General features: G+C 72.8%; 20 protein-coding genes. 8 read left to right on the top strand and 12 right to left on the bottom strand.

The genetic code is table 11. From position 1 onward, the window contains the following. Window positions 1-13: 13 nt before the first annotated feature. The 6 genes from SVTN_RS25050 to SVTN_RS25025 form a co-directional block, all read right to left on the bottom strand. On the bottom strand, window positions 14-1711 hold the full coding sequence (locus SVTN_RS25050) for an ABC transporter ATP-binding protein (protein ID WP_041131122.1): 1698 nt from the start codon (window positions 1709-1711) through the stop codon (window positions 14-16). Next, window positions 1708-2697, bottom strand: a complete 990-nt coding sequence (locus tag SVTN_RS25045; protein WP_041131121.1) for an ABC transporter permease — start codon at window positions 2695-2697, stop codon at window positions 1708-1710. The genes SVTN_RS25050 and SVTN_RS25045 overlap by 4 nt, the downstream gene beginning before the upstream one ends. Then, window positions 2697-3695 carry an ABC transporter permease gene (locus SVTN_RS25040; RefSeq protein WP_174518285.1) on the bottom strand — a complete coding sequence of 333 codons (999 nt, stop codon included), beginning with the start codon at window positions 3693-3695 and terminating at the stop codon, window positions 2697-2699. The genes SVTN_RS25045 and SVTN_RS25040 overlap by 1 nt, the downstream gene beginning before the upstream one ends. Then, complete coding sequence (locus SVTN_RS25035; protein WP_041131120.1) at window positions 3692-5419, bottom strand: ABC transporter substrate-binding protein; 1728 nt, start codon at window positions 5417-5419, stop codon at window positions 3692-3694. The genes SVTN_RS25040 and SVTN_RS25035 overlap by 4 nt, the downstream gene beginning before the upstream one ends. A gap of 348 nt (window positions 5420-5767) precedes the next feature. Continuing rightward, on the bottom strand, window positions 5768-7453 hold the full coding sequence (locus tag SVTN_RS25030; RefSeq protein ID WP_425429016.1) for a DUF3152 domain-containing protein: 1686 nt from the start codon (window positions 7451-7453) through the stop codon (window positions 5768-5770). 8 nt (window positions 7454-7461) lie between these two features. Further along, complete coding sequence (locus tag SVTN_RS25025; RefSeq protein ID WP_041131119.1) at window positions 7462-8427, bottom strand: alpha/beta fold hydrolase; 966 nt, start codon at window positions 8425-8427, stop codon at window positions 7462-7464. 139 nt (window positions 8428-8566) lie between these two features. Between SVTN_RS25025 and SVTN_RS25020 the strand changes: the two genes are divergently transcribed. The 4 genes from SVTN_RS25020 (at window position 8567) to SVTN_RS25005 (ending at window position 10498) form a co-directional block, all read left to right on the top strand. After that, entirely contained in the window at window positions 8567-8782 is a 216-nt protein-coding gene (locus tag SVTN_RS25020; protein WP_041131118.1) for a hypothetical protein, read from the top strand. Between the two features lie 164 nt (window positions 8783-8946). Beyond that, entirely contained in the window at window positions 8947-9606 is a 660-nt protein-coding gene (locus SVTN_RS25015; RefSeq protein ID WP_041131117.1) for a TetR/AcrR family transcriptional regulator, read from the top strand. Between the two features lie 127 nt (window positions 9607-9733). Next, on the top strand, window positions 9734-9961 hold the full coding sequence (locus tag SVTN_RS25010; RefSeq protein WP_041131116.1) for a DUF3107 domain-containing protein: 228 nt from the start codon (window positions 9734-9736) through the stop codon (window positions 9959-9961). Window positions 9962-10228: 267 nt separating this feature from the next. Further along, the gene (locus SVTN_RS25005) at window positions 10229-10498 is read left to right on the top strand and encodes a hypothetical protein (RefSeq protein WP_041131115.1); all 270 of its coding nucleotides are present in this window, start codon (window positions 10229-10231) and stop codon (window positions 10496-10498) included. Between the two features lie 23 nt (window positions 10499-10521). Here SVTN_RS25005 and SVTN_RS25000 read toward each other — a convergent pair whose 3' ends face one another. Further along, window positions 10522-11244 carry a ferritin-like fold-containing protein gene (locus SVTN_RS25000; protein WP_041131114.1) on the bottom strand — a complete coding sequence of 241 codons (723 nt, stop codon included), beginning with the start codon at window positions 11242-11244 and terminating at the stop codon, window positions 10522-10524. Between the two features lie 485 nt (window positions 11245-11729). Here SVTN_RS25000 and SVTN_RS24995 point away from each other — a divergent pair, with 485 nt between their 5' ends. Beyond that, window positions 11730-14408 (top strand): DEAD/DEAH box helicase, encoded by a 2679-nt coding sequence (locus SVTN_RS24995; protein ID WP_041131113.1) that lies wholly within the window; start codon window positions 11730-11732, stop codon window positions 14406-14408. An 88-nt stretch (window positions 14409-14496) separates the two neighbouring features. After that, the gene (locus tag SVTN_RS24990; RefSeq protein WP_041131112.1) at window positions 14497-15378 is read left to right on the top strand and encodes an alpha/beta fold hydrolase; all 882 of its coding nucleotides are present in this window, start codon (window positions 14497-14499) and stop codon (window positions 15376-15378) included. Here the strand turns inward: SVTN_RS24990 and SVTN_RS24985 are convergent. Then, window positions 15362-16195 (bottom strand): NYN domain-containing protein, encoded by an 834-nt coding sequence (locus SVTN_RS24985; RefSeq protein WP_245727945.1) that lies wholly within the window; start codon window positions 16193-16195, stop codon window positions 15362-15364. The genes SVTN_RS24990 and SVTN_RS24985 overlap by 17 nt on opposite strands. 318 nt (window positions 16196-16513) lie before the next feature. On the opposite strand from SVTN_RS24985, the gene SVTN_RS44850 reads away from it, so the two are divergent. Next, on the top strand, window positions 16514-16666 hold the full coding sequence (locus tag SVTN_RS44850) for a hypothetical protein (protein ID WP_086823662.1): 153 nt from the start codon (window positions 16514-16516) through the stop codon (window positions 16664-16666). Window positions 16667-16754: 88 nt separating this feature from the next. Here the strand turns inward: SVTN_RS44850 and SVTN_RS24980 are convergent, their stop codons facing one another. From SVTN_RS24980 to SVTN_RS24970, 3 genes are all read right to left on the bottom strand, one after another. Beyond that, entirely contained in the window at window positions 16755-17360 is a 606-nt protein-coding gene (locus tag SVTN_RS24980; protein WP_041131111.1) for a MarC family protein, read from the bottom strand. Between the two features lie 223 nt (window positions 17361-17583). Next, complete coding sequence (locus SVTN_RS24975) at window positions 17584-18444, bottom strand: PHP domain-containing protein (RefSeq protein ID WP_041134228.1); 861 nt, start codon at window positions 18442-18444, stop codon at window positions 17584-17586. Window positions 18445-18763: 319 nt separating this feature from the next. Then, window positions 18764-19402, bottom strand: a complete 639-nt coding sequence (locus SVTN_RS24970; RefSeq protein ID WP_041131110.1) for a DUF6758 family protein — start codon at window positions 19400-19402, stop codon at window positions 18764-18766. Between the two features lie 177 nt (window positions 19403-19579). On the opposite strand from SVTN_RS24970, the gene SVTN_RS24965 reads away from it, so the two are divergent. Next, on the top strand, window positions 19580-20797 hold the full coding sequence (locus SVTN_RS24965; RefSeq protein WP_041131109.1) for an MFS transporter: 1218 nt from the start codon (window positions 19580-19582) through the stop codon (window positions 20795-20797). Between the two features lie 13 nt (window positions 20798-20810). Here the strand turns inward: SVTN_RS24965 and SVTN_RS24960 are convergent, their stop codons facing one another. Further along, entirely contained in the window at window positions 20811-21395 is a 585-nt protein-coding gene (locus SVTN_RS24960; RefSeq protein ID WP_041131108.1) for a suppressor of fused domain protein, read from the bottom strand. Window positions 21396-21702 lie beyond the last annotated feature (307 nt).

Here is a 21702-nt window from a genome sequence, read left to right as displayed (position 1 = left end):
CGGTCACGGAGGGTCAGGCGACGGCCAGCTCCTGGCGTCGTTCCCGGCGCTCCGCCGCGAGCACCGGGTCGAGCGAGGGGACGGCGGCGAGCAGCTGCCGGGTGTACGGGTCCTGGGGCGCCCCGTACACCTCGCCGACCGAGCCCTGCTCGACGATCCGGCCCCCGCGCATGACGGCGACCCGGTCGCTGACCTGGCGGACGACCGCGAGGTCGTGGGCGATGAAGACGAGCCCGAGGCCGAGTTCGGCCTGGAGCTCGGCGAGCAGCGCGGTCACCTGGGCCTGGGTGGTGACGTCGAGCGCGGAGACGGGTTCGTCGCAGACGATCAGCCGGGGTTCGGCGGCGAGGGCGCGGGCGATGCCGACGCGCTGGCGCTGGCCGCCGCTGAACTCGTGCGGATAGGCCTCGTACCGGTCGGGGTCGAGCCCCACCCGGTCGAGCAGTTCCCGCACCCGGTCCCGGATCCAGGTCTCGTCCCGCTCCCCCGCCACGCGCAGCGGGTCGGCGATCGACTCGCCGACGGAGCGGCGCGGGTTGAGGGAGGAGACCGGGTCCTGGAAGACCATCTGGAGCTCGCGGCGGTACGGGCGCAGCTCCCGCTCCGGCAGGGTGCCGATCTCCTCGCCCCCGTACCGGAGTTCGCCGCCGGTCGGGTCGAGGAGCCGTACGAGCATCCGGCCGAGGGTGGTCTTGCCGCTGCCGGACTCCCCGACGACGCCGAGGGTCTCGCCGGCGCGGACGGTGAGGGAGACCCCGTCGACGGCGGTCACGGCGGCCTTGCCCCGGCCGAACTCCCGCCGCAGGTCGACGGCTTCGAGGAGCACCTCGCCCGGCCGGGCGGCGGGGGTCCGGGCCGGCCCGTCGAGCCGGGGCACGGCGGAGAGCAGCGTGCGGGTGTACGGCGCCGAGGGCGCGCCGAGCACCCCGGCGACGGGGCCGCGCTCGACCTCGCGCCCGTCGCGCATGACGAGCACCTCGTCGACGCTCTCGGCGGCCACGCCGACGTCGTGGGTGACGAGGAGCAGCGCGGTGCCGGTCTCGCGCCGCAGTTCGTGCAGCAGGTCGAGGATCTGGGCCTGCACGGTGACGTCGAGGGCGGTGGTGGGTTCGTCGGCGACGATGAGCTTCGGCTCGCAGGCGAGGGCCATCGCGAGGAGGGCCCGCTGCCGCATGCCGCCGCTGAACTCGTGCGGGCGGGACCGGGAGCGGCGGGCGGCGTCGGGGATGCCGACCCGGTCGAGGACCTCGATCGCGCGGGCGCGGGCGGCCTTCTTGGATCCAGGACGATGGATCCAGGATCCAGGCTTATGGATCTTGGATCCAGGCTGCTGGATATCGGATCCAGGACGATGGATCCGATACACCTCCGCGATCTGGTCGCCGACGGAGTAGTACGGATCCAGGGCCGACAGCGGGTCCTGGAAGACCATCGCGGCGACCCCGCCGCGCAGCCGCCGCAGTTCGGCGGGGCCGGCGGTGCCGACGTCGATGCCGTCGACCCGCACGGTGCCGCCGACCCGCGCGCCGGTGCCCCGGTGGAGGCCGAGGAGGGCGCCGGCGACGGTGGACTTGCCGCTGCCGGACTCGCCGACGAGGGCGAGCGCCCGGCCCTCGCCGAGGGTGAAGGAGAGCCCGTCGACGGCCCGCACGGCCCCGGCCTCCCGCTCGAACTCGACGCTGAGGTCCCGGACTTCGACAAGCGGGGTCACGTCAGGACCACCCTTCGGTCGGCGGCCGCGTACAGCAGGTCCGCGAGGACGTTGGCGAGGACGACGGCCGCACCCATCACCATGACGACGCCCACCACCACGGGCAGGTCGATCGTGCGGACCCCGTCGAGGAGGGTCTTGCCGAGCCCGGGGATGCCGAAGAGGGACTCGGTGAGCACGGCCCCGCCGAACATCGAGCCGAGGTCGACGGCGCTGATCGCGATGACCGGCGGCACGGCGCCGCGCAGCGCGTGGCGGGTGACGACGGACCGCTCCCCCACCCCGTACGCGCGGAAGGTGCGGATGTGGTCCTCGGCGAGCGTCTCCAGGGTGGAACTGCGGGTCAGCCGCGCGTACTTGGCGGATTCGAAGAAGCCGAGGGTGAGCCAGGGCAGCAGCATGTTCCAGGCCCACTGCTCGGGGTCGTCGCCGAACGGCACGTACGAGGGGAAGGGCAGCCACTGCAGGTAGGCGCAGACGGCCATGAGGAGCAGCAGCCCGAGGATGAAGACGGGCGTGCCGGTCCCGGCGAGGGTGAGCACGGTCAGGACGCGCTCGGTGATGCCGCCGCGGCGGAGCGCCGAGAGGAGTCCGGTGCCGACGCCGACGAGGAGCCAGACGACCATGGCGCCGAGGGCGAGGGACGCGGTGGCGGGGAGCCGTTCCAGGACGAGCTGGGTGACCTGCTGGTCGTTCTGGTACGAGAGGCCGAGGCAGGGCGCGTCGCAGTGGGTGACGGAGGTGCCGGTGGAGTAGTCGCGGCCGGCGAACACGCCCTGGAGGAAGTGCAGGTACTGTCCGAACACGCTCTCGTTCAGGCCGAGTTGTTCGCGCACCTGGGCGATCTGCTGGGGGTTGCAGCGCTCGCCGCAGGCCAGCCGGGCGGGGTCGCCGGGCGCCAGGTAGAAGAGGGCGTACACGAGGACCGAGAGCGCGAGCAGGACGAGCACGGCACCCGCGAGCCGCTTGAGGACGAAGCGGATCATCAGGAGGCCTCCTTGCGGGTGCCCTTGCGGGACTCCCTACGGGTGCCGACCCGCAGCCGGCTCGCCTCGCGCGGGTCGAGGGCCGTGCGGACGGCGTCGCCGAGGACGGTGAAGGCGAGCACGGTGGCGAAGAGCAGTCCGGCGGGCAGCAGGACGTACGCGGGGTCGGCCCGGAACCAGGTCTGTGCGGTCGACAGCATCTGTCCCCAGGACGGGGTGGGCGGGGTGACGCCCACGCCGAGGAAGGAGAGGGAGGCCTCGACGACGATGTTGGTGGGGAAGGAGATCGCCGCGTAGGTGATGACGGGGGCGGCGAGGGAGGGCAGCAGCTCCCGGCGGGCGGTCCGCCACCGGCCGGAGCCGGTGAGGCGGGAGGCGGCGACGAAGTCGAGGCTCCTGAGGGTGAGCGTCTGGGCGCGCACGATCCGGGAGGTGTAGGCCCAGCCGAGCAGTCCGATGACGAGGATCAGGAGCAGCGGCCGGGGGAAGTCGCGCGGGACGACGGCGGTCAGCGCGAGGGCGAGGACCAGCATCGGGAGCGCGACGAGCACGTCGGTGACGCGGCTGAGGAACCCGTCGAGCCACCGGCTGCCGAGTCCGGCGGCGAGGCCGACGAGGACGCCGATGAGGATCTGGACGGTGGTGGCGCCGACGGCGACGAGGAGGGAGATCCGGGCGCCGTAGAGGAGGCGGACGAACAGGTCGCGGCCGGTGCCGGGTTCGACGCCGAGCCAGTGCTCGGCGCTCGCCCCGCCGAAGGCGCCGTACGGGACGCCGCCGCGGGCCGAGTCGACGAGGTCGTCGTGGTACGTGTGCGGGTCCTGGCCCTCCAGGGCGGCGAGCAGCGGAGCGGCGAGGGCGAGGAGGACGAGCAGGAGGAGGACGGCGGCGGAGACGAGGGCGGCCGGGCGGGTGCGGAGCCGTCGCCACACCTGCCGGGCGGCGCCCGTGGCGGGGAGGCCCGCCACGGGCGCCGGGGCGTCGGTCAGGGTCGTCACTTGACCGCGATCTGCGAGATGTCGAGGACACCGGTCCAGTCGCTGATGACGACGTTCTTGATGTCCTTGCCGACGAGCTGCTTGTAGACCGGGTGGAAGAGGGGCACGTCGAGGGCCTGCTCGCCGATCTTCTTGTCGAGGGCGCCCCAGCGGGCGGCGGCGGCCTCGTGGTCGGTCAGCTTGTTGATCTCGTCGATCTCCTTGTTGACCGCCGGGTCGTTCAGCTGCGCGTGGTTGTAGTTGGAGCCGTTGGTGACGATCTGGCGTCCGTCGAAGATCGGCGCGAGGAACGGGCCGCCGGCCGGCCAGTCGGCACCCCAGCGGGAGAGGAAGAAGCCGGGGGCGTCCTTGACGCTCCAGCGCTTCTCGTTGAAGGAGTTGGGTTCCTGCCCGTCGAGCTTGACGGTGATGCCGGCCTTGCCGAGGGCCTCCTGGACGGCGGTGGCGATCTCGGGGCTCGTCGTGCGGTTCTGGGCGGTGGAGTGCAGCAGGGTGACGGTGAGCCCGTTCGGGTAGCCGGCCTCCTTGAGCAGCGCCTTGGCCTTCTCCGGGTCGCCGGTCTTCCCGGCCGGGAAGTGGTCGTACGGCGTGAAGCCGAAGGCCTTCTGCTCGGGCAGGAAGGTGGTGGCGGCCTCGGCGAGCGCGGAGCCGCCGGCGGCGTTGACGACGCTGGTGCGGTTGACCGCGTACGAGATGGCCTGGCGGACCTTCGGGTTGTCGAAGGGCTTCACCTTCGGGTTGAAGGCGATGTAGTTGGTGAAGCCGAAGTGGCCGGTGCCGACGCGGGCGGCGAGCTCCTTGTCGGAGCCGATCTGGGCGAGCTCGGCGGGGCCGAGGTTGGTGTCGGTGGTGAGGGCGGCGGCGTCGGCGCCGGAGGAGGTGGCGAGGCGCTGGTTGATGACGGCCGCGTCGAGGCCGGACTTGACGTCGATCTTGTCCGGGTAGGCCTTGCGCTCCTCGTCGGTCTTGGGGTCCCAGTGCTCGTTGCGCTCCAGGACGAGGTGCTCGCCGTCGTTGTCGTTCTCGACGACCTTGTACGGGCCGGAGGAGACCGGGTGCTCCTCGTACTTGGCGCCGGTGTCCTTGGCCTTGGGGACGGGGGCGAACTGGGTCTGGGTGGCGAGGAACGGGAACTCGCCCTCGGGCTTCTTCAGCTTGAAGACGATCGTCCGGGCGTCGGGGGTGACGATGGACGCGAGGCCCTTCTTGTCCTTGTACGGACCCTGGTAGGTGTCGCCGCCGACGAGCCAGTCGCGCAGGTAGGGCGCGCCGCCGGAGAGCTCGGCCGCGAAGGAGCGCTCGATGCCGTACTTGATGTCGGCGCTGGTGATGGGCGTGCCGTCCTCGAACTTCAGGCCCTCCTTCAGCGTGTACGTCCACTCGGTGGCGTCCTTGTTGGGGCGGCCGGTGTCGGTGGCGAGGTCGGGGACGACCTGGGTGCCGGCGGCGCCCGCCTCGCGGTTGCGGGTGGTGAGCGTGCGGAAGACGAGGGAGGGGACGTTGCCGCCGCCGGAGGTGTAGAGGCGGGCGGGGTCGAAGTCGGTCTGGGCCTCGCTGTTGAGGACGGTGAGCGTGCCGCCCTTCTGCGGGGCGTCCGCGGCCTTGCCGGAGGTACCGCCCTTGGCGCCGGCGTCCTCGGGACCGCAGGCGGCGGCGCCCGAGGCCAGGACGACACTGACGGCGGCCGCTGCCACGCGGCGCGAGATGACGGACGATGAACGCATCGGAAGGAAACCTCTCGGGGTGAACTGCGGGAAAAGGAAAGGAAATTCCGCAGGCACGGGGAAAAGGCCCGAAAGGGGGGACGGCGCCTGCGGGAATGAAGAACCCGGGCGCGGCGAGAAAAACGAAAGGCCGACGAGCGCTCGGGCTGCGTCAGCTACAGAGAATGTCGGCGACCGTGTGTCCGGTCACGCCGAAGAGCGCCAGCTCAAGGGCGGCGCTATCGGTAACGGCGTGACGGTGCGACATGCCGAGAAATATGGACGAACGCGTGAGCGATGTCAACGCGCAGCCATGCATTCCCGAGACACCCGTCTCGACATACGGACGACGACGGTCCGGACGGCCCGTCAACTCGTGGGGTACACCCAGGGGTTGGGGCGGCACTTGATTCCGTCGATGTCCAGGGACTTCGTCTGCTGCTGCATCACGGGGGCGAGCGCACCCGGTGTGCGGCAGCTCACGTGCCCGTGGCCGAGCCGGTGTCCGACCTCGTGGTTGATGAGCATCTGGCGATAGGCGTACATCGCCTTCGGACCGAAGGTCACCGACCCCTGCGCCCAGCGGAAGGCATTGATCATCACGCGCTCGGTGGAGGCGGAATCGCAGGAGACGTTGTCGACGGTGGTGTCGAGCCCGGACTTCTTGCACCATTCGCCAGTGGTCCCCGGGCTGGCGAGCGTGATCACGAACTCCGGCTCGCCGCTGGAAACGCGCTCGAAGGCCATCTCGCCCCGGCCGGCCCAGCTGCGCTTGTCGTTGAGGGTCTTCTGCACGGCGTCGGCGAAGAGCTTCCCGTCGAGACCGATCCCCTTCTCGACGTCGACCCGGTAGCGGATCAGCCGTCCCTTGCCGGGCGCCTTCGCCAGGCCCGGCACGGCCTCGAACTCCCCGGAGCCCTTCAGCTTCGGGTCGATCGGGAACTGCCGGGTCATCAGCTGCTCGTACGTCGGCGGGGTGACGGCGGGCGCCGGCTTCTCCGGTACGGCCCGGTCGTCGGAACGGGAGGCCGAGGTGTCGTCCGTCGGCCGCTCGGCCGGCCCCTCGGCAGCACGGGCGGGCGGGGTCTCCTCCCGGCCGGTGACCTGCCCGGCGACGACGACGGCGAGGACGGTCGCGACGGCGGCGGCCGCGACGCCGGTGAGGGTGCGGCCGAGACCGCCCCGGCCGGCCGGGGCCTCCGCCTCCGGCTCGTCGCCGACGCTCTCGCGGCGGGGCGCGGGGATGAACGGCGCCTGGGGATCGGCCTGTTCGGGGGCAGCGGTCCGGGGAGCACCACGCCGGGGCCCGACCGGCGCGGGACGCGGGCCGGAGCCCTCGTCGTCCTGCGGGTGACCACCCCGCACGGGCACACCGTGCGCGGGGGTGTCGGAGGCTCCGCCCGGGTAGGCGGGGGTGCCGTGCGCGGGAGTCGCGTGGCGCGGCGTGCCGTACCGGGGAACGCCACGGACCGGAGTGCCGGCCGCCGGGGTCCCGTACTGGGGGGTGCCGTGCGCGGGAGTGCCGTACTGCGGCGTGCCGTGTGCCGGAGTGCCGTGCCGCGGACCGGCCTGCGCCGGGTTTCCCTGCCGCGGAGTGCCCTGCGCCGGGTTTCCCTGCCGTGGAGCGCCCTGCGCCTGAGCCCCGTACTGCGGCGTGCCGTGCGCGGGAGTCCCGTGTCGCGGAGTGCCCTGCGCCGGGTTTCCCTGCCGCGGAGCCCCCTGCGCCTGAGCCCCGTACTGCGGCGTCCCCTGCGCCGGAGTGCCGTACACCGGCGTCCCCTGCGCCGGAGTCCCGTGTCGCGGAGCGGCCTGTGTCGGGTTTCCGTACTGCGGCGTGCCGTGCGCCGGCGTGCCGTACATCGGCGTGCCCTGCGCCGGAGTCCCGTACCCCTGGGTCCAGGTGGTCTCCTGGTCGGCACCTCCCGTGGTCCTGCGGCGGCGTCCCGTCCCGGGCGGTGGTCCCGCCGGGACCGTCCCCGTCCCCGCCCCGGCCGCCGCCTGCTGCCCGGTGTCGGCCACCGAGGGCGCGGCGCCCTTGCGACTATGTCGTCCCACGCCCCGGATCAGCTCCCGCCGTCATCGGCGATCAGGTCCCGGACGGCCTGGGCGACCGTCTCCGGGTACTCCATCATCGCCACGTGCCCCGCCTCGGGGAGGGTCAGCAGGCGCGAGCCGCGGAAGGCGGCGGCCGCCCTGCGGGCCATCCGGTACGAGACGAGCCGGTCGCGCCCGCCGTAGACGAGGAGCGTCGGGGCGAGGACCCGTTCGGCCTGCCGCCAGAGACCGTGCTGCCCGCCGAGGGTGTACGCGTCGACGATGCCGCGCGAGGAGCGGGCCATGGCGTCCCAGAAGTACGGGAGCTCCAGGCGCCGCTCCATCTCCTCGACGGCGTGCCGGAAGCCCTCCTCGGTGACCTGGCCGGGGTCCCCGTAACAGAGCGAGAGGACGCCCTTGACGCGCTGCTCGGCCGTCCAGTCCTTGGTGAGCTTCGCGAAGAACGAGGCGACGCCCGGCACCGCGAGCAGCGCGGTAGGCCAGGCGGTGCGCTGGGCGCGCAGCTCGGGGAGGGCCGGGGAGACGAGGGTGAGGGTGCGGACCAGGTCGGGCCGGACGGCGGCGACGCGGGTGGCGACGGCGCCGCCCATCGAGTTGCCGAGGAGGTGGACCGGTCCACGTCCGCCGGCGTCCAGGAGCCGGATGACGGCGCGGGCGTGTCCGGTGACCGAGTAGTTGCCGTCGTCGGGCGGCGGGGAGTCGCCGAAGCCGGGCAGGTCGACCGCCTCGCCGTCGACGACGTCCGCGAGCAGCGGCATCAGGGCGGACCAGTTCTGCGAGGAGCCGCCGAGGCCGTGGACGTACAGCGCGGGCGGCAGTCCGGGCCGGTTCCCCGGCCGGGCGCGCACCGTGAGGGTGAGTCCGGGCAGCGCGACGGAGCGGAGCTCCTCGCCGTCTGCGACCCGTACGGCGCGGGTCCGCGCCGCGGAGGGCGCGGCGGCGGTCCGTGTTTCCGGCAGCTCGGTCGAAGACATGGCCGCAATATTACGAGACGATCACGCGCCGACGTGTGTGGGTGCCGTCACAGGTGCGTATGCGGCATGGCGCGTTCGCTCCTAGGCTCGTAGAGAGGGCCATCGGGAGCACCGCGACCCGCGTCCCGGGAGGAGCCGCATGACTGCCGATCCGAGCGAGCCGGACACATTCACCGAGGAAGAGGTCGACGTGCTGGACCAGGAAATCCCGGAGGCCGACGCTGCCGAGCAGCACACCGAACTCCAGCAGCGCGAGGACGAGCAGCCCACCCATCTCGAGCGCGACTCGGCGAACGAGGCCGACGCGTCCGAACAGGCGCGGGTGGTCACCCTCGACGAGGACGACTACCGCTGAGCACACGACTCCCGCTGATTTGTTCGGTTTAATTTTGAATCGACTGTCGACCAGGGCGTCCGGTCCGTGAAATTCTGCGTTCGCACCGCGCACAGCCGGGTTACCCAAAAGTACGATGGCGGCGCGGCGCGACAGCGCGCATGGATCGATTTTTGGGAGGCCGCGTGAGCGCCATCGAGCAGACAGAGGCAGCACGCCCTCGGGGCACGCGCCTGCCGCGACGTGCCCGACGGAACCAGCTGCTCGGCGCGGCCCAGGAGGTCTTCGTCGCCCAGGGGTACCACTCCGCCGCCATGGACGACATCGCCGAGCGGGCCGGCGTCAGCAAGCCGGTGCTGTACCAGCACTTCCCGGGGAAGCTGGAGCTCTACCTCGCCCTGCTCGACCAGCACTGCGAGTCCCTCCTGCTCGCCGTGCGCACGGCGCTGGCCTCCACCACGGACAACAAGCTCCGGGTCGCGGCGACGATGGACGCGTACTTCGCGTACGTCGAGGACGAGGGCGGCGCGTTCCGCCTCGTCTTCGAGTCCGATCTGACGAACGAGCCTGCCGTACGCGAGCGCGTGGACCGGGTCAGCCTGCAGTGCGCCGAGGCCATCTCCGACGTCATCGCCGAGGACACCGGCCTGTCGAAGGACGAGTCGATGCTGCTCGCCGTCGGCCTCGGCGGGGTCTCCCAGGTCGTCGCCCGCTACTGGCTGTCGAGCGGATCCGGCATCCCCCGCGACAAGGCGGTCGGACTGCTCACCTCGCTCGCCTGGCGCGGCATCGCGGGCTTCCCGCTGCACCCGGTGGACGGCCAGCTCAGCGCCGAGGGCCACTGAACATTCCCGGAGGCTGTTCGCTCCTGGCGTGCGGCGGCTGACCCGTGCGGGTCCCCTCTCCGGGCTAATGTGTGCAGCGTACGGCGCGGGTGTCCGCGCGAAGGCGACCGTTCGGAGGGACATAGCCGTGGAGGTCAAGATCGGCGTGCAGCACGCACCCCGGGAGATCGTTCTGGAGAGCGGGCAGTCCGCCGAGGAGGTCGAGCGCCTGGTGGCCGACGCGCTGGCCGGCAAGGCGCAGCTGCTCAGCCTCTCTGACGAGAAGGGCCGCAAGGTCCTCGTTCCGGCCGAGAAGATCGCGTACGTGGAGCTCGGCGAGCCCGCCGTGCGCCGCGTGGGTTTCGGCGCGCTCTGAGCCCGGGATCGGACGGGAAAGGCCCGGTGGACCGCTTCGGTCCACCGGGCCTTTCGTATGAGTTGAGTCCGTACAAGCCCGCCGGTGGTCCGCCGGGCCTTCGTATGAGTCCGTACAAGCCCGCCGGCGGCCCCGCCGGGCCTTTCGTATGCCCGTATGACCCGTATGGCCACGTCAGGGGGTGCGGGAGGATTGCGTTCCGGACACCGGGGGTAGGACGCCCTTGACCGCACCACCTGCCCCGCACCCCTCGCGAGGTGATCCGCCGTGTTCCTGGAAGCCCTCGGTTCCGCGCTGCTCGGTTTCGCCCTGGCCTGGGCCGCCGTCCAGCGGCTGGCCGACCGCCTCCCCGCCCGGGGAAGAGTCCTCGCCACCGGAGCGCTCGGCGGGGTGTTCGGTGCGCTCGTCACCCACGGGGCGCTCGGCCCCGGCCACTTCCTCGCCACCCTGATCGGCGCCGTGGCTGTGGCGGCGGTGCTGCTCTCGCTGCTGATCCGCCCGGCCTCGCGCCGACTGCGCCGATCAGCCGTGGTCTGACCGGCGCACCCGTCCGAAGGACCTCAGGCCGCGAGCCCCAGCGCGGCCATGCGCTTGGTGTGCGCCTCGGTGATCCGGGAGAACATCCGGCCGACCTCCGCGAGGTCGAAGCCGTCCGCCACGCCGCCGACGAGCATCGTCGACAGCGCGTCGCGCTCGGCGACCACGCGCTGGGCCTGGGAGAGCGCCTCGCCCATCAGGCGGCGCGCCCAGAGCGCGAGCCGGCCGCCGACGCGCGGGTCGGCCTCGATCGCCGCGCGGACCTTCTCCACCGCGAAGTTGCCGTGGCCGGTGTCGTCGAGCACCGCGAGGACGAGTGCGCGCGTGTCGGAGTCGAGCCGGGCCGCGACCTCCCGGTAGAAGTCGCTGGCGATCGAGTCGCCCACGTACGCCTTGACGAGGCCCTCCAGCCAGTCCGACGGGGCGGTCTGGCGGTGGAAGTCGTCGAGCGCCTTCGCGAAGGGCTCCATGGCCGAGGTCGGCTCGGCGTCGACGGCCGCGAGGCGGTCCCGCAGCCGCTCGAAGTGGGCGAACTCGGCCGAGGCCATCTTCGCCAGCTCCGCCTTGTCCGCGAGGGTCGGCGCCAGCTTGGCGTCCTCGGCGAGCCGCTCGAAGGCCGCGAGCTCGCCGTAGGCGAGGGCGCCGAGGAGGTCGATCACGGCGGCGCGGTACTGCGGCTCGGCGGAAGCCTCCGCCCAGTCCTTGGCGGCGATCCCGGTGGGTGTGGCGTTGTCAGGCGTCTCCATGCAGCGCACAATAGCCCGCTCGCGGGGCCCGGGAAGGCCCTGGTCAGTCAGTGTGACCGTGCCCTCATCACGATTTCTCCCAACACACATGCGCGAATCCGGGGTACAGTGGTAAGGCGCCTGCTGAGTATGCGGACATGCTTTCGCACGTTCGGACGTATTCGGTGGGCCGACTCATGAATGAGGATGCCCGGTCGGTGGCCCGATCGGCTCCGGCCCGACAGCCCTTCCGGCGGACCCGCGGAAGGGTCACCCTCAGCGGTACGACGCTCGAGCGACGGCAGTGGTCCCGTGCCACCCGGCGGCGATCTCCCCTGATCCCCCGGAAGATCCCGGCACGGTGAGACCCCCTTCGTTCGCCTCGCGCCGCGTCTCACAGAAGAGGCAGCACCCTGACTACGACTTTCCGAGAACTCGGAATCCTCCCTGAGACGGCCGAGGCACTTGAGGCCGTCGGCATCGTCACCCCCTTCCCCATCCAGGAGATGACCCTTCCGGTCGCCCTCACCGGCACCGACGTCATCGGCCAGGCCAAGACCGGTACGGGCAAGACCCTCGGTTTCGGCCTCCCCATCCTGGAGCGCGTCACCGTCCCGACGGACGTCGAGGCCGGCCGGGCCAAGCCCGAGGAGCTGACCGACGCCCCGCAGGCGCTCGTCGTCGTCCCCACCCGCGAGCTGTGCCAGCAGGTCACCAACGACCTCCTGACCGCCGGCAAGGTGCGCAACGTCCGCGTGCTCGCGATCTACGGCGGCCGGGCGTACGAGCCGCAGGTCGAGGCGCTCCAGAAGGGCGTCGACGTCGTCGTCGGCACCCCCGGCCGTCTCCTCGACCTGGCCGGCCAGCGCAAGCTCGACCTCTCGCACGTGAAGGTCCTCGTCCTCGACGAGGCCGACGAGATGCTCGACCTGGGCTTCCTGCCCGACGTCGAGAAGATCATGAACATGCTTCCGGCGAAGCGCCAGACCATGCTGTTCTCGGCCACCATGCCGGGCGCGGTCATCGGCCTGGCCCGCCGCTACATGTCGCAGCCCACCCACATCCGGGCCACCTCGCCCGACGGTGAGGGCGCGACCGTCGCCAACATCAAGCAGCACGTCTACCGCGCGCACAACATGGACAAGCCGGAGATGGTCTCCCGCATCCTGCAGGCCAGGGGCCGCGGGCTCGCGATGATCTTCTGCCGCACCAAGCGCACGGCGGCCGACATCGCCGAGCAGCTGGAGCGCCGCGGCTTCGCCTCCGGCGCCGTCCACGGCGACCTCGGCCAGGGCGCCCGCGAGCAGGCGCTGCGCGCCTTCCGCAACGGCAAGGTCGACGTGCTGGTCTGCACCGACGTCGCCGCGCGCGGCATCGACGTCGAGGGCGTCACGCACGTCATCAACTACCAGTCGCCGGAGGACGAGAAGACCTTCCTCCACCGCGTGGGCCGCACCGGCCGCGCGGGTGCGAAGGGTACGGCGGTGACGCTGGTCGACTGGGACGACATCCCGCGCTGGCAGCTCATCAACAAGGCGCTCGGCCTCGACTTCCACGAGCCGGTCGAGACGTACTCCTCGTCCCCGCACCTCTACGAGGAGCTGGACATCCCGGCGGGCACCAAGGGCATCCTGCCCCGCGCCGAGCGGACCCGCGCGGGTCTGGGCGCGGAGGAGCTGGAGGACCTGGGCGAGCCCGGCGGCCGCCGTGGCCGTGGCCCGAAGGCCGCGGAGAAGACCGAGGAGCGCCCGGCCCGTACGCGGACCCCGCGCCAGCGTCGCCGCACCCGCAGCGGCAGCGAGCTCGGTGACGCCCCGGCGTCGGCGGCCCCGGCCGTCGAGACCCCGGCGGACGAGACCCCCGTCGAGTCCGGCCCGCGCACCCCGCGCCGTCGCCGCCGCACCCGCGTGAGCGCACCGATCGCGGCCCAGGCGACCACGACGGCTCCGGTCGCCGAGGCCCCGGCCCGCGCGAAGGCGCCGGTCGCCGAGGCTCCGGCCACCGTCACGGCGCAGGCCGTGAAGACGCCTGCCTTCGAGGCCCCGGCCGCCACCACGGCGCCGGTCGTCGAGGCCGCGGCCGCCACCAGGGCGCGCACCGTGAAGGCGCCCGTCTTCGAGGAGCCGGTCGTCGAGGCGCCCGCCGCCACGGCGCCGGTCGTCGAGGAGCCGAAGGCCCCCCGTCGCCGTACCCGTGCCGCCGCACGGCCCGAGGCCGTGCCGGCCGCCGCTCCGGTCGACCGGGCCCCCGCGGCCCCGGCTCCGGCCCCGCGCCGCCGCCGTGCCCGGGTGGTGCGTCCGGTCGAGGAGACCGTGTCGTTCCAGACGCCCGAGAGCGCCGCGGTGGCCCTGATGGCCCAGCGGGCCGTCGAGGCGCCGGTCGTCGAGGCGGCTCCGGTCGTCGTCGAGGAGCCGAAGGCGGAGGAGCCGAAGAAGGCCCCGCGCCGCCGCACGGTCAAGAAGGCCGTGGCCGAGCCGGTCGCCGAGCCCGTCGTCGAGGCCGTGGCCGCCGCCCCGGTGGCCGAGCCGGTCGTCGAGCCCGTCGCCGCCCCGGTGGTCGAGCCCGTCGCCGAGGCCCCGGTCGCCGAGGTCCCCGCGCCGCGTCGTCGCCGTACCGCCCGTCGGCCCGCCGGTTCGCCGGTGACCGCCGAGGCGCCGGTGGTCGAGGCCCCGGTCGCCGAGCCGGTCGTCGAGCCGGTCGCGGAGGAGCCCGCGCCGCGCCGCCGCCGTACGGCCCGTCGGCCCGCCGGTTCGCCGGTGACCGCCGAGTCCACCGGCGAGGTCATCATCGTGGCCGCTCCGGCCGCCGCCCCGGTCGCCGAGCCGGTCGTGGAGGAGGCGCCGAAGAAGGCCGCGCCTCGCCGCCGTACGACCAAGAAGGCCGTGGCCGAGCCGGTCGCCGAGACCGTCGAGGCACCGGCTGCCGTCGAGGCACCGGCTGCCGAGGAGGCCCCCAAGGCTCCCCGTCGCCGCGCGGCCAAGAAGACGGTCGCCAAGAAGGCGGTCGCGGCGGAGGCGCCCGACGCCTCCGAGCCGAAGACCGAGCCGAAGGCCCCGGCCCGCCGCCGTACGACCAAGAAGGCCGCGGCCGCCGAGGTCGAGGCACCGGCGACGGAGGAGGCCCCGAAGAAGGCCGCGCCGCGCCGCCGCACCACCAAGAAGGCGGCGGCGCAGCCCGAGAGCTGACCGCCACCCGCAGCGCCCGAGCGGCCCGGTCCCTCCCCAGGGACCGGGCCGCTCGGCCGTCTCCCCCGCGCGCCGTTACAGTCCAGATATGAGCAAGCCGCGTTCCCTCGTCCTGCCGCCCCGCGCCCGTGCCCACCGGCTGGAGACCGCGCGCGGGCGGTTCGCCGTGCTCGACGCGGAGCCCGCGGGCGAGTGGCGGGGCACGGTGCTGCTGCTGCCGGGGTACACCGGCAGCAAGGAGGACTTCATCGAACTGCTCGGGCCGCTGAGCGAGGCCGGATACCGGGCGGTGGCCGTGGACGGGCGCGGCCAGAACGAGACGCCGGGCCCCCGGGGCCGGGCCGCCTACCGCCGCAAGGCGCTCGCGCTCGACGCGGTGGCGCAGGCCGCGGCCCTCGGGGACGGCCCCGTGCATCTGGTCGGCCACTCGTTCGGGGGCCTGGTGGCGCGCGCGGCGGCCGTCCTCGCGCCGGACGCCTTCCGCTCGCTCACCCTGCTCTCCTCGGGCCCCGGCCGGGTCGCCCGGCCGCAGCGGATCCGGGTGCGGGTGCTGCGCGCCGCGAACGCGGTGCTGCCGAAGGAGCGGGTGTGGCAGGCGATGTGCTGGCTGGACAGCCGGGGCGAGGAGCCGGCGACGGGTGACACGCCGGAGCTCACGGGCTTCCTGCAGCGGCGCTGGATGCGTACCCGGATCGCCCAACTCGCGGGCGCCGGACGGCTGCTGCTCGACCGTCAGGACGGTACGGAGGAGCTGGCCGCGCTGCGGACGCCGCTGCACTTCGCGTACGGCTCGGACGAGATGGTCTGGGCGCCGGCGGCCCTGGCGGCGGCCGCCGCCCGTACCGGCGCGCACCACACGGTGGTGGCGGGCGCCGGGCACTCCCCGAACGTGTCGCACGCCCAGGAGCTGGCGGACCACCTCACCGGCTTCTGGGAGCGGACGAACACGAAGGTCAGTACTGCGCCTTGAGGTGCTGCCAGAACCCGTCGCGCAGCGCGCGCCGCAGCGCGGCGTGGCCGCGCAGTGAGCGGCTGAGCAGGCGCTCCGCCTCGACGAGCAGGTCCTGGTCGACCGGCCCCGGCAGATAGGGCGCGCCCGGCAGGAGTTCGGCGAGCCGGTCCCGGCCGCGCTCGGCGAGCCAGGTCGCGGCGATCTGGGCGCCGACGAAGCGCACCTCCTCGCGGGAGGGCGGCGGCTCGCCCTCGTTCTCGTACGTGGTGACGGGGCGGCGCGTGACGTACGGGCGGCAGAAGTCGAGCTCGAAGGTGCGCTGGCTGTCGACCTCCCAGAGCAGCGCCTCGGCCTGGTTGCGTCCCTCGGCGGCCTCGATGCCCCAGAGGTGGACGCGGGCCCCGTAGCCCTGGGCGGCCTCGACGGCCGAGACGAGGTCCTCGTCGCCGCCGACGAGGGCGGCGTCGCTGATGGCGCGGTGGCGGGCGAGGGACTCCAGGTCCGTGCGGATGAGGGAGTCGACGCCCTTCTGCTGGTTGTTGGCGTTGAGATTGCCGAGGCGGACCTTGACGTCGGGGAGTTCGGCGATGGCCTGCTGCTCGGGGGTGTGGATCCGGCGGCGGGCCCCGTCGTACCAGTAGACGCGAAGGAGTCTGCTGTCGGCGAAGATCGTGCGGGCCTTGTCGATGAAGGCCTCGATCAGGCCCTCGGCGTCGAGGTCGAAGGAGCGCCGGTCCTCGGTGCCCGCCACCAGCAACCCGGCCGCAGCATGAACGTAACCTGCGTCGACGAAGATGGCATGGGTGGAGGGGGTCTTGGCCACCTCGGCCAGCATCCGCTGCAGGAGCTCATTGGTGCGCTCCAGGCGGGCGCCCAGGGCGTCCAAGGCGTGCAGGCGGGCGTCGGTCTCGGTCTCGTTCACCTGGGCGGTGGTGTGCGTGTCGGTGCTGTCTGCGTCGGTGCTGTCTGCGTCGTTCATACGGGGCTCATTGTCCGCCGCTCGGGACCCGGCCGCCACACCCTCTACCCGCTGGTAGTTAGCCATCCAAAAATTTTCCTTAGCGTAAGGAATGTTTGCGGGATGCACGTCGTTGGACCCGTACGTAACCCAGTTCTCCGCACGGAGGATCAACTCAGACGAAGGGAGAAGCCTGTGCGCTTCGAAATCCTGCGACTCGACGACATCGACGGCACGCCCGTCGACCGGACCGTCGTGGACGCCGCCTCCGTCAATCGGATCGTGCAGCAGGCCGCCGCGATCGGCCAGCGCATCTGGATCCGCCCCGCCGAGACCTCGGCCTCGTAACAGGCCGGGTCCACACCACGCACCGCGCCCCCGCACGGACTTCGCAGCAGCGGAATCCGTACGGGGGCGCAGTGGGTTCTGAAGGGCCTCAGGCGTTGTGGATGACCTGGGTGACGCCGTTGATGATCTGCTGCACCGCGATGGCGGAGAGCATCATGCCGGCGAGCCGGGTCACCAGGACGACGCCGCCGTCCTTGATGACGCGGATGATCAGCAGCGAGTACCGCATGGCCAGCCAGAGCACGACGTGCATGGCGGCGATGGCGGTCCAGACGGAGACCTGCGAGGCCACGCCGTCGGCGTTCTGCACGGCGAGGATGACGGAGACGATCGCACCGGGACCGGCGAGCAGCGGCATGCCGAGCGGGACGAGGGCGACGTTGACGTCCTTGGTCTGCTTGGGCTCGTCGGTCTTGCCGGTGAGCAGGTCGAGCGCGATGAGCAGCAGCAGGAGACCGCCCGCGATCATCAGCGCGGGGACGGAGACGTGCAGGTAGTCCAGGATCTGCTGGCCCAGGATGCCGAAGACGGTGATGACGCCGAAGGCGACGGCGACGGCCTGCCAGGCCATCCGGCGCTGCACCTTGGCCGGGCGGCCGGCGGTGAGGGCGAGGAAGATCGGGGTGATCCCGGGGGGATCCATGATCACGAAGAGGGTGAGGAACAGCGAGCCGAAGACGGCGACGTCGAACACGGTGGGGTGCCTTGCGGGAGAGGTGGAACGGTGGGGTGTGTCCCTACGGGGGCGGAATGCAGGATTCCGGTGGCAGGGCAGGGAGGACGCCGGCCGCGCACGGCACGGAGCCGTACGGGCGGCGCGAGACGGAGTCGGGGGTGGGCGCACACCACTCCGGAGGCGGCGGGCACGACGACCGGCCGCCGTCACGAGGGAGCGGCGGAAAGGGGCCCTGACGGGGCTAGCGCGCTCCGCCGGCGCCCGGCACCGGGAAGGCGCCCGAGGCGCGGCGGGTGATCTCGCCGTAGATCTCGGGATCGGTGGTGTACTCGCCGAGGCGGCAGGTCTTGCGGCTGCCGTGGTAGTCGCTGGAGCCCGTGGTCAGCAGACCGAGCTCCTTCGCGAGTCCGCGCAGCCGGGCCCGCGTCGCCTCGTCGTGGTCCATGTGGTCGACCTCGATGCCGTCGAGTCCGGCCTCGGCGAGCCGGGCCACCGAGGCCTCCGGCAGCACCTGGCCGCGCTTGACGGCGAGCGGGTGCGCGAAGACGGTGACGCCGCCGGCCGCCTTGACGAGGCGGATCGCGTCGACCGGGTCCAGCTCGTGCTTCTCGACGTACGCCCGGCCGCCGTCGGCGAGCCACTCGGGCGTGAACGCTCCGGACACGTCCGGTACGACCCCGAGCTCGACGAGCGCCTCGGCGACGTGCGGGCGGCCGACGGAGCCGTCGCCGGCGATCCGGGCGACCTGCTCCCACGTGACGGGGACGCCGAGCTCCTGCAGCTTGCCGACCATGCCGCGGGCGCGCGGCACCCGGTCGTCGCGGACGAGTTCGCGCTCGGCGAGGAGCGCGGGCTCCGCCGGGTCGAAGAGGTAGGCGAGCATGTGCAGCCCGATGCCGTCCATCCGGCAGGACAGTTCGGCGCCGGTGACGAGGGTCAGCCCCTCGGGGAGGGCCGCGATCGCCTCGGCGTGCCCGCGGGTGGTGTCGTGGTCCGTGAGCGCGACGACGTCGAGACCGGCCGCGGCCGCGTTCCTGACGAGCTCGGCCGGGGAGTCCGTACCGTCGGAGGCCGTGGAGTGGGTGTGCAGATCGATGCGCACGACGCGGTACTCCAGGGGCTCGGGGCGGACGAAGGGACGCTCCAGCATAACGGGCGAATCGAACACGTCCGTACGGAACGTCACCGACCGCACGCCCCGACGAGACCCTCGGGCGCACCCGAAGAACCCCACCCGGCCCACCCGACCCCCCCGGAAGCCCCGCGCGGCGGCACGACCGCCCGACGAGACCCTCGGCCGACCCGAAAAGCCCGCCCTGCCCGCAGCCGCCCGACACACCCCGCCCGACCCGGAAGCCCCGCCCGGCCCGCAGCCGCCCGGCCCACCCCGCCCGACCCGGGAAGCCCCACCCGGCGCGTCGCTAGCCGAGCAGTCTCGGGGTGAGCGCGCCGCAGGGCAGCAGGTCGACCTCGGCGCCCGCGTCGCGCAGGTCCGTGAGGACCAGCTCGTCGTACATCAGGAGGCCGGACTGCTCGGGCCAGACGATGGCCCACAGCCACAGGCCGCGCGCCTCGCCCGCGAAGACCGCGCGGTCCTGCGGGGCGCCGGTGACGTGCCAGAGCGGCGTGGGCCGCCCGGCGGCGAGCACCTTCGCCTGGGGTGGCTTGTCGATGGCCATGCCGGAGCCGGGGTCGAGCCCGTCGATGCCGGCGTACCGCGCACCGAGGCCGACGCCGAGTTCCTCGGCGACCAGGAGCAGCTCGCCGATCCCGCCGAGCGGGCCGGGGCCCGAACAGGCGACGGCCGTCGCGCGTCCGCCGCTGCGGTCGTCCCCGGCGTACGCGACGCCGGTGAAGAGCCAGCCGACGGGCAGGGGCCACGGCATCCACACCGGGACGTGGGACCTGTGCACCACGACCCCGAGGCCCTCGACGCTGGGTGGGATCACGGGCTGGAGCGGGTGCACCGAGCCGTGCACATCACACTGCCAGGAGTCGGCGAAGAGACCGGGCGCCCTGACCCGGCCACCGCACTTCGGACAACTGGGTTCGCCCCTCATAGGGCTCAACGGTCCTAGCTCTTCCGCCCCGCGTCAAGGACGACCGCACACGATCACCCGTCCGGCCCGGACCGTTCACCCGGGGCACCCCTCACATATTAGATGTATCTTGCATTCATTAGTCCGCCTAACTTATTCTGTGTATATCGCAACCATCTCGACGCGAAGGAGTAGTACATGGAGGACGAACCCGGCGGCGGCATCCTGCGCCAACCCCCGGCCGTCTGGGCCACCGCGGGCGCCTCGGTCGTGGCCTTCATGGGCATCGGCCTCGTCGACCCGATCCTGCCGTCGATCGCCCAGGGCCTGCACGCGACCCCCAGCCAGGTGTCCCTGCTCTTCACCTCGTACTTCCTGATCACCGCCGTCGCGATGCTGGTGACCGGCTTCGTCTCCAGCCGCATCGGGGGCCGCAGGACCCTGCTCGCCGGGCTCGCGCTCGTCGTCGTCTTCGCCGCGCTCGCCGGCACCTCCGACACGGTCGGACAGCTCGTCGGCTTCCGGGCCGGCTGGGGCCTGGGCAACGCGCTCTTCGTCTCGACCTCGCTCGCCGTCATCGTCGGCGCGGCGGCCGGCGGCAGCGCGGCGGCGATCCTGCTGTACGAGTCGGCGCTCGGCCTCGGCATGGCCTGCGGGCCGCTGCTCGGCGCCGCCCTCGGCAACGCCAGCTGGCGCTACCCCTTCTTCGGCACGGCCGCGCTGATGGCGATCGGCTTCCTCTGCATCACGGTCTTCCTCAAGGAGCAGCCGAAGCCGGCCCGCAAGGTCTCGCTGCTCGACCCAATCCGGGCGCTGGGCCACGGCGGCCTCGCCTCGGCCGCGGCGGCCGCGTTCTTCTACAACTACGCCTTCTTCACCGTGCTCGCCTTCACCCCGTTCGTGCTGAACATGACGCCGTACAAGTCCGGCGCGGTGTTCTTCGCCTGGGGCGTGCTGCTCGCCGTCTTCTCGGTGCTCGTCGCACCCCGCCTGCAGCGGCGGTTCGGCTCGCTCACGGTGCTCGGCGGCTCGCTGGTGCTGCTCGCGGCGGACGTGGTGGTGCTCGGCTACGGGAGCCACACCACGGCGATCGTCTGCACGGTCCTGTCGGGCGCGTTCATCGGCGTCAACAACACCGTCTTCACCGAGCTGGCCCTCGGCGTCTCGGACGCCCCGCGCCCGGTCGCGAGCGCGGGCTACAACTTCGTCCGCTGGTTCGCCGCGGCGGCCGCCCCGTACCTCGCCCCGAAGATCGAGGAGTGGAGCGACGTCCACGTGCCCTTCGTGGTGGCCGGCGTGGCCGCCGTCATCGGCGCCGTGATCGTCCGGACCCGCCGCACCGCCCTCACGCACGAAGCCGAGGAGCTCGCCCCGCGGCACGCCACGGAGGACGGCGTCGGCGTCTTCGCGAACTGAGGGCCGAAGGGCCTCAGTCCAGGTTCACGGACCTGCGCAGGGGATCGCGCAGGTCCGTCCCCCCTGCCAGCCAGCGCTCCTCCAGGGCCTTCGCCCCGTGCACCCGCTTCCACGCGGCCTCGTTCGAGGTCATCGGGAGGAGCGGCAGGAAGCGGACCGGGTCCATCGGCTCGTCCAGTTCCAGGTCCTCCACCAGGCCGCCCGACTCGGCGACGAGCACCGAGCTGAAGGGGGCGCCGGGCCAGAGCGGGTCGCCGACGTCGAGCGAGGCGCCCGGGGCCACGACCACGCCCTCGACCTGCGGGGTGGCGGCGAGGACCGCGAGCGGGCGCAGCACCTTGTCGGTGTCGGCGAGTCCGCCCCGTACCGTCAGGACGAGCTCCGCGCGCGGGCCCTTCACCGGGTCGGCGAGCGCGGAGGTCGGATCGGCCATCGGCTGCGCGGACATCCCGAGGGTCGCGTACCGCACGAGGTCGCCGTCGACGAAGCGCAGCACCTCGATCCGGTCCGTGCCGAGGAAGGTCACCGCGGCCCGCGCGTCCGGTTCGCCGAGCGCCGACCGCAGCCGGGCCTCGACCAGTGCAAGAACTTCTCCCATGCGGGGAGCATAGATCGCGTATGGAACGGGCAAAGGAAGGGATTGACCCTCTGTCGGCTGATAGTGTTGGCCACTGGTCGGGATTCCCGACTGCTCGTCACACGTCATCCCCCACAGGGGACCGGCCGGAGGAGGTGGGACTGCGATGGACCGAAGTCGATCGGGCAGTACCAGCCGCTCTTCCGCCGCTCCGCACCCCAGCCTGGTGCGCTCCCACCGGTGACGTCCGGGTCCGGCACGGACCCGCCTCCTCCGGCATCTCGCACGACGGAAGAGCATTTTTCGCCTTTCCCTGTCTGTAGCGACC

Source organism: Streptomyces vietnamensis (assembly GCF_000830005.1).
In the GTDB taxonomy this organism is placed as follows: Bacteria; Actinomycetota; Actinomycetes; order Streptomycetales; family Streptomycetaceae; genus Streptomyces; species Streptomyces vietnamensis.
The sequence above is the reverse complement of the archived record's forward strand: the minus strand, read 5'-3'. Positions and strand labels throughout refer to the sequence as shown.